The following is a 6,130-nucleotide window of genomic DNA, read 5'->3' as shown; positions in this document are numbered from 1 at the left end:
GCGGGTTGAATCCTCACTGGTGCCCAGCACCGCCCGCGTGACCGTTCCCGGCCGCTCCATCTGCGCGACATGCCCGGTCCTGGGCAGCACCAGCAGCTGCGCCCTCGGGACCAGTTTGTGTATGGGGCGGGGGGTGGGGGTTGGCAGTACGTTTTGGTTGTGGCTGGGAAGAGTGTGCCTTCGGTTGAGCTTGAGGTTGGGGAGCGGGTTGTTCGGGTTAGCAACCCTGAGCGGGTTTACTTCTCTGCTCGGGGGGAGACCAAGCTCGACCTTGCTCGGTACTACCTCGCTGTGGGGGACGGGATCGTCAATGCCTTGCGGGAGCGGCCTTGCATGATGCATCGGTTTCCCGACGGGGTTGACGGGGAGAAGGTGCACCAGAAGCGGTTGCCCCGTGGGGCGCCGCCCTGGGTTGAGACTGTGCGGGTGCACTTTCCGCGGTACGGGCGGCATGCCGATGAACTTTGTGTTACAGAGCTGGGTTCGGTCATCTGGGCCGTGCAGATGTCCTGTGTCGAGTTTCATCCGTGGAACTCCCGGCGGGCGGACACCGAGAAGCCCGACGAGTGGCGGATCGACCTCGATCCCATGCCTGGGGCCAACTTCGACACCGTGCGGAAGGTCGCGCTCGTCGTGCAGGAGGTCCTGGACGACCTCGGGGCCGTTGGTTTCCCCAAGACCTCCGGGGGCAAGGGCCTGCACATCTACGTGCGCGTCCGGCCCGACTTCGGGTTCTCGGACGTGCGCCGGGCCGCACACGCGTTTGCACGGGAGGTCGAGCGGCGCGCCGAAGGGCTCGTCGACCTCACCTGGTGGCGGAAGGACCGGGACCCGGACAGCGTCTTCGTCGACTACAACCAGAACGCGCGGGACCACACGATCCGGTCCGCCTACTCGGTGATCGGGGTACCCGAGGCTCGCGTGTCGACACCCATCCGATGGGACGAGATCGCCGACGTCGACCCTCGCGAGTTCACTATTGCCACTGTGCCCGCTCGGTTCGCCGAACTGGGTGATCTGCATGCCACGATCGATGACAACGTGTTCGACCTGGCGCCACTGCTCGAATGGGCGGACCGCGACGGTCAGGACATCCCGGATCTCGACGAGTAGCCTCTGCCCATGCCGGAAAGCGACTGCCTCTTCTGCAAGATCATCGCGGGGGACATCCCGTCCACCACGGTGCTCGAGACCGACACCACCTACGCCTTCCGCGACATCAGCCCGCAGGCCGACGTGCACGTGCTGGTCGTGCCCAGGACCCACTACGAGGACGCCGAGGCGCTCGCCAAGGCGCCGCAGGACCTCGCGGACGTCATCACCGCCGGCACCGCGGTGGCCAAGCAGGAGGGGATCGACCAGTCCGGGTTCCGGATGGTCCTCAACACCGGCGAGCACGCCGGGCGCACGGTCTTCCACGCGCACCTGCACGTCCTCGGCGGGGAGCAGTTGGGCCTGTTCGGCCGTCCGAGCCCTGAGCACCGGTAACGTCGATGCGCACTGTCGGTCAGGACGACTAACATCGAACCCGACACGTCAGACCGAGTCGGCGCTCCAAGGCGCAGAAGGCAGGACCGAAAGCATTGACCGGTACCGCACGGGGTAACGCGGACCACGCCGCCACCTCAACTTCTGCCCTCAACCCAGCCGACCCGGCCCAGTCCCGGTTCACCATCCCTGACCAGGCGGTTCTCGCCCTGCTCGGGCATCGTGACGAGAACCTGAAGGTCGCCGAGGAGCTCCTCACCGCGGACGTCCACGTCCGGGGTAACGAGGTCACGCTCTCGGGCGAGCCGGGTGACGTCGCGTTCGCCGACCGGGTGTTCGCCGAGCTGGTCACCCTGGCCAGCCGCGGCCAGCAGCTGGGGCCCGACGCCGTCCGGCGGACCGTGGCCATGCTGTCCGCGGGCGGGTCCGAGTCGCCCGCCGAGGTCCTCAGCCTCGATATCATCTCCCGCCGCGGGCGCACGATCCGGCCGAAGACGCTCAACCAGAAGCGCTACGTCGACGCGATCGACCAGCACACGGTCGTGTTCTGCATCGGCCCGGCCGGCACCGGTAAGACCTATCTGGCCATGGCCAAGGCCGTGCAGGCACTGCAGGCCAAGCAGGTCAGCCGCATCATCCTCACCCGCCCGGCCGTCGAGGCGGGGGAGCGGCTCGGCTTCCTGCCGGGCACGCTCTACGAGAAGATCGACCCGTACCTGCGCCCCCTGTACGACGCACTGCACGACATGGTCGACCCCGAGTCGATCCCCCGCCTGATGCAGGCCGGCACGATCGAGGTCGCGCCGCTGGCCTACATGCGTGGCCGCACCCTGAACGATGCCTTCATCATCCTCGACGAGGCGCAGAACACCTCGCCGGAGCAGATGAAGATGTTCCTCACCCGCCTCGGGTTCGGGTCGAAGATCGTCGTGACGGGCGACATCACGCAGGTCGACCTGCCGGGCGGCACCCAGAGCGGGCTGCGGGTCGTGCAGGGCATCCTCGGCGGCGTCGACGACGTGCACTTCTCCACCCTGTCCAGCAACGACGTGGTGCGGCACAAGCTGGTCGGCGACATCGTCGACGCCTACGACCGCTGGACCGCCACCCAGCAGAACGAGCAGGACGCGCGCCGGTCGGGCCCGCGGGGACAGGCGCGGCGGGGTCGTTGAGCCGATGAGCGGAGCTTGCGGAACGAATCACCAGACACCACGACCAGTGCCCGCCCACTCGGAGCGCGCGAGGAGAGGGCAGGCGCGGTCGTGAGCATAGAGATCGCCAACGAGTCGGGCGTGGCGGTCGACGAGTCGTCGATCGTCGCGGCGGCCCGGTTCGCCCTCGACCGGATGCGGGTCAGCCGCCTCGCCGAGCTGTCCGTGCTGCTCGTCGGGCTCGACGAGATGGCCGACCTGCACGAGCGGTACCTGGACCTGCCGGGTCCCACGGACGTCATGGCGTTCCCCATGGACGAGCTGGAGTCCGCGCGGCGGCCCGACGCACCGGATCCCGGGCCCACGCTGCTCGGCGACCTGGTGCTGTGCCCGCGTTTCGCGCGTGACCAGGCCCGCAAGGCCGGCCACTCGCTCATGGACGAGCTGCACCTGCTGACCGTCCACGGTGTACTGCACCTGCTGGGCTACGACCACGCGGAGCCGGCCGAGGAACGCGAGATGTTCACACTGCAGAAGCGGATCCTCGCCGACTTCAGGTCGGAGCGGGTCGCCGCGCAGCGTCGTGCCGCGCAGCGCCGCGAGGACGACAAGCTGCTCGGCGCCGCCGGCTTGATCGAGCCCGAACCCAAGCCAGAAGAGGAATAGGTCCCCCGGGGGTAGACAGTGGCCAGCTCCGCCGCGGGACTACTGGTGATCGCGGTTCTCCTAATCATCGCGGCCGGGTTCTTCGCGTGCGCGGACGCCGCCATCTCGGCCGTCTCGCGGGCACGCGTCGAAGGGCTCGTCCGCACCGGCCGCACCGGCGCGCGGCAGCTGCTCGCGGTCGTGTCCGAACGGCCGAGGCACATCAACCTGCTGCTCCTGCTGCGGTTGGGCTGTGAGCTGGCCGCGACCGTGCTCGTCACCTTCGCGTTCATGGGCCTCATCGGCTCGAACGCGGTCGCCGGGCTCGTCGCCGCGCTCGGCATGATCGTCGTGTCGTACGTGTTGGTCGGCGTCGGTCCGCGCACGCTCGGCCGGCAGCACCCGTACTCCGTCGGGCTGGTCGCCGCCGGGGTCGTGCGTGCGCTCGGGACCGTGCTCGGGCCGCTGTCGCGGCTGCTGATCGTCGTCGGCAACGCCATCACCCCGGGCCGCGGCTTCCGCGAGGGCCCGTTCTCCTCCGAGGTCGAGCTGCGCGAGCTGGTCGACATGGCGCAGGAGAGCGGGGTCGTCGACGCCGGCGAGCGCGAGATGATCCACTCGGTGTTCGAGCTGCGCGGCACGATCGCGCGCGAGGTCATGGTGCCGCGCACGGAGATGGTCTGGATCGAACAGACCAAGTCCGTGCGCCAAGCGCTCGCGCTGTCGCTGCGCACCGGCTACACGCGACTGCCGGTGATCGGCGAGAGCGTCGACGAGATCGTCGGCGTGGTCAACCTGAAGGACCTGGTCAAGGCCACAATGGACAGGCCGATGAACGGGCGCGGCGAGCGGCGCGAGGTGGCCGGGGTGATGTCCGAGGCGACGTTCGTGCCGGACTCCAAACGCCTCGACGACCTCCTGAAGGAGATGCAGCTCTCCCGCAACCACATGGCGATCGCGGTCGACGAGTACGGCGGCACCGCCGGCCTGCTCACCATTGAGGACATTCTCGAGGAGATAGTCGGCGAGATCACCGACGAGTCCGACACGGACGACCGCCCGCCCGTCGAGCACCTGGAGGACGGCACCGTGCGGGTCAGCTCCCGGCTGCCGGTCGAGGACCTGGGCGAGCTGTTCGGCGTCGAGCTGGACGACTCCGACGTCGAGACGGTCGGCGGCCTGCTGGCGCAACGGCTCGGCCGGGTCCCGCTGCCGGGCACCGAGGCGGAGATCGCGGGGCTCAACATGCGTGCGGAGGGCGGCAAGGACGGCCGCGGCCGCATGCGGATCACCTCCGTGATCGTGCGGGGTGGTCCCGAAACCGAGATGGAAGGTAGCGAGAGTGGCTGACCTCGACCCGGAGGACGCGAAGCTCATCACCCTGGCGAGGTCGGCACGGGCCCGCACCGGCGCGCTGGAAGGCGCCGCCGTGCGGGACGACACGGGCCGCACGTACGTCGCCACCACGGTCGACCTGCCATCCCTGCAGCTCACGGCGTTGCAGGGCGCGGTGGCCGCCGCCGTGTCGAGCGGCGTGGACACCCTGGAGGCGGCCGCGGTCGTGACGGACCTGCTGGAGGTCGACCGCGGGATCGTCGACGACCTGACGCCGTCCGCGCCGCTGCTGGTGGCCGACCCGAAGGGTGAGCTGCGCTGACCCAGGACAAGAATGGCGCGGTGACCACCTACCGCTCCGGATTCGCCTGCTTCGTCGGCCGGCCGAACACGGGCAAGTCGACGCTGACCAACACGCTGGTCGGCAGCAAGGTGGCCATCACCTCCAGCAAGCCGCAGACCACCCGGCACGCGATCCGCGGCATCGTCCAGCGGCCCGACGCGCAGCTGATCATCGTGGATACCCCCGGCCTGCACCGCCCGCGCACGCTGCTCGGCCAGCGGCTCAACGACGTGGTACGTGCCACCTGGTCCGAAGTGGACGTCATCGGGTTCTGCGTGCCGGCCAACGAGAAGATCGGCCCCGGCGACAAGTACATCGCCGCCGAGCTGGTGAAGCTCTCCCGGCACACCCCGGTCGTCGGCGTGGTCACCAAGACGGACACCGCGACGAAGAACCAGATCGCCGACCAGCTCGTCGCGCTGCAGGACGTGATGGAGTTCGCGGACCTCATCCCCGTGTCCGCTGTGGACGGCTTCCAGGTGGACGCGCTCACGGACGTCCTCGTGTCGCGGCTGCCCGAGGGCCCCCAGCTGTACCCGGACGGCGAGCTGACCGACGAGCCGGAGGCCACGCTCATCTCGGAGCTGATCCGCGAGGCCGCGCTGGAGGGTGTCCGCGACGAGCTGCCGCACTCGATCGCCGTGACCGTCGAGGAGATCCTGGCCCGCGATAACCGCGACGACATGCTCGACGTGTACGCGAACCTGTTCGTGGAGCGCGACAGCCAGAAGGGCATCGTGCTGGGCCACAAGGGAGAGCGCCTCCGCGCGGTCGGCGCGACGGCCCGTCGCCAGATCGAGGCGCTGCTGGGCAGCAAGGTGTACCTGCACCTGCACGTCAAGGTGGCCAAGGACTGGCAGCGCGACCCGAAACAGCTTCGGCGGCTGGGTTTCTGACGGTGGCGACGTTCACCGCGGGCGACGGGACCCGGCTCGCCTACCACCGCACCGGCGAGGGCGCGCCGCTGATCTGCGTCCCCGGTGGCCCCATGCAGTCCTCGGCCTACCTCGCTGACCTGGGTGGGGTGTCGCCGCTGGCCCGCCTCGACCCGCGGGGCACCGGCGAGTCGGCCACCCCGGCGGATCCCGCGACCTACCGCTGCGACCGGCAGGTCGACGATGTCGAGGCGCTCCGCGTCCACCTCGGGCTGGACCGGGTCGATCTGCTC

8 protein-coding genes and 1 pseudogene are annotated in these 6,130 nt (G+C 69.5%); 8 read left to right on the top strand and 1 reads right to left on the bottom strand.

What is annotated here, in order from left to right; translation table 11 throughout:
* A pseudogene (locus tag ACJ73U_RS18975) lies at nucleotides 1-117 on the bottom strand (alpha/beta hydrolase); the annotation flags it as partial.
* 42 nt (nucleotides 118-159) lie between these two features.
* On the opposite strand from ACJ73U_RS18975, the gene ligD reads away from it, so the two are divergent.
* The 8 genes from ligD to ACJ73U_RS18935 all read left to right on the top strand — a co-directional run.
* Entirely contained in the window at nucleotides 160-1,113 is a 954-nt protein-coding gene (gene ligD / locus ACJ73U_RS18970) for a non-homologous end-joining DNA ligase (protein WP_407778984.1), read from the top strand.
* A 9-nt stretch (nucleotides 1,114-1,122) separates the two neighbouring features.
* Entirely contained in the window at nucleotides 1,123-1,488 is a 366-nt protein-coding gene (locus ACJ73U_RS18965; protein WP_407778983.1) for a histidine triad nucleotide-binding protein, read from the top strand.
* Nucleotides 1,489-1,583: 95 nt separating this feature from the next.
* Nucleotides 1,584-2,660 (top strand): PhoH family protein, encoded by a 1,077-nt coding sequence (locus tag ACJ73U_RS18960; RefSeq protein WP_407778982.1) that lies wholly within the window; start codon nucleotides 1,584-1,586, stop codon nucleotides 2,658-2,660.
* A gap of 90 nt (nucleotides 2,661-2,750) precedes the next feature.
* Complete coding sequence (gene ybeY / locus ACJ73U_RS18955; protein WP_407778981.1) at nucleotides 2,751-3,305, top strand: rRNA maturation RNase YbeY; 555 nt, start codon at nucleotides 2,751-2,753, stop codon at nucleotides 3,303-3,305.
* Between the two features lie 18 nt (nucleotides 3,306-3,323).
* The gene (locus ACJ73U_RS18950) at nucleotides 3,324-4,634 is read left to right on the top strand and encodes a hemolysin family protein (RefSeq protein ID WP_407778980.1); all 1,311 of its coding nucleotides are present in this window, start codon (nucleotides 3,324-3,326) and stop codon (nucleotides 4,632-4,634) included.
* On the top strand, nucleotides 4,627-4,941 hold the full coding sequence (locus tag ACJ73U_RS18945) for a cytidine deaminase (RefSeq protein WP_407778979.1): 315 nt from the start codon (nucleotides 4,627-4,629) through the stop codon (nucleotides 4,939-4,941). The genes ACJ73U_RS18950 and ACJ73U_RS18945 overlap by 8 nt, the downstream gene beginning before the upstream one ends.
* A gap of 20 nt (nucleotides 4,942-4,961) precedes the next feature.
* Entirely contained in the window at nucleotides 4,962-5,858 is an 897-nt protein-coding gene (gene era / locus ACJ73U_RS18940) for a GTPase Era (RefSeq protein ID WP_407778978.1), read from the top strand.
* Nucleotides 5,859-5,860: 2 nt separating this feature from the next.
* Nucleotides 5,861-6,130 (top strand): alpha/beta fold hydrolase (locus ACJ73U_RS18935; protein WP_407778977.1); only part of this gene is annotated, 270 nt, incomplete at its 3' end.

This window comes from Actinophytocola sp. (genome assembly GCF_045807065.1).
Classification (GTDB): domain Bacteria; phylum Actinomycetota; class Actinomycetes; order Mycobacteriales; family Pseudonocardiaceae; genus Actinophytocola.
The sequence above is the reverse complement of the archived record's forward strand: the minus strand, read 5'-3'. Positions and strand labels throughout refer to the sequence as shown.

Excerpts from the sequence above, each read along its gene's own strand:
- ACJ73U_RS18965 (WP_407778983.1), top strand. The coding sequence starts at position 1,123 with ATGCCGGAAAGCGACTGCCTCTTCTGCAAGATCATCGCGGGGGACATC.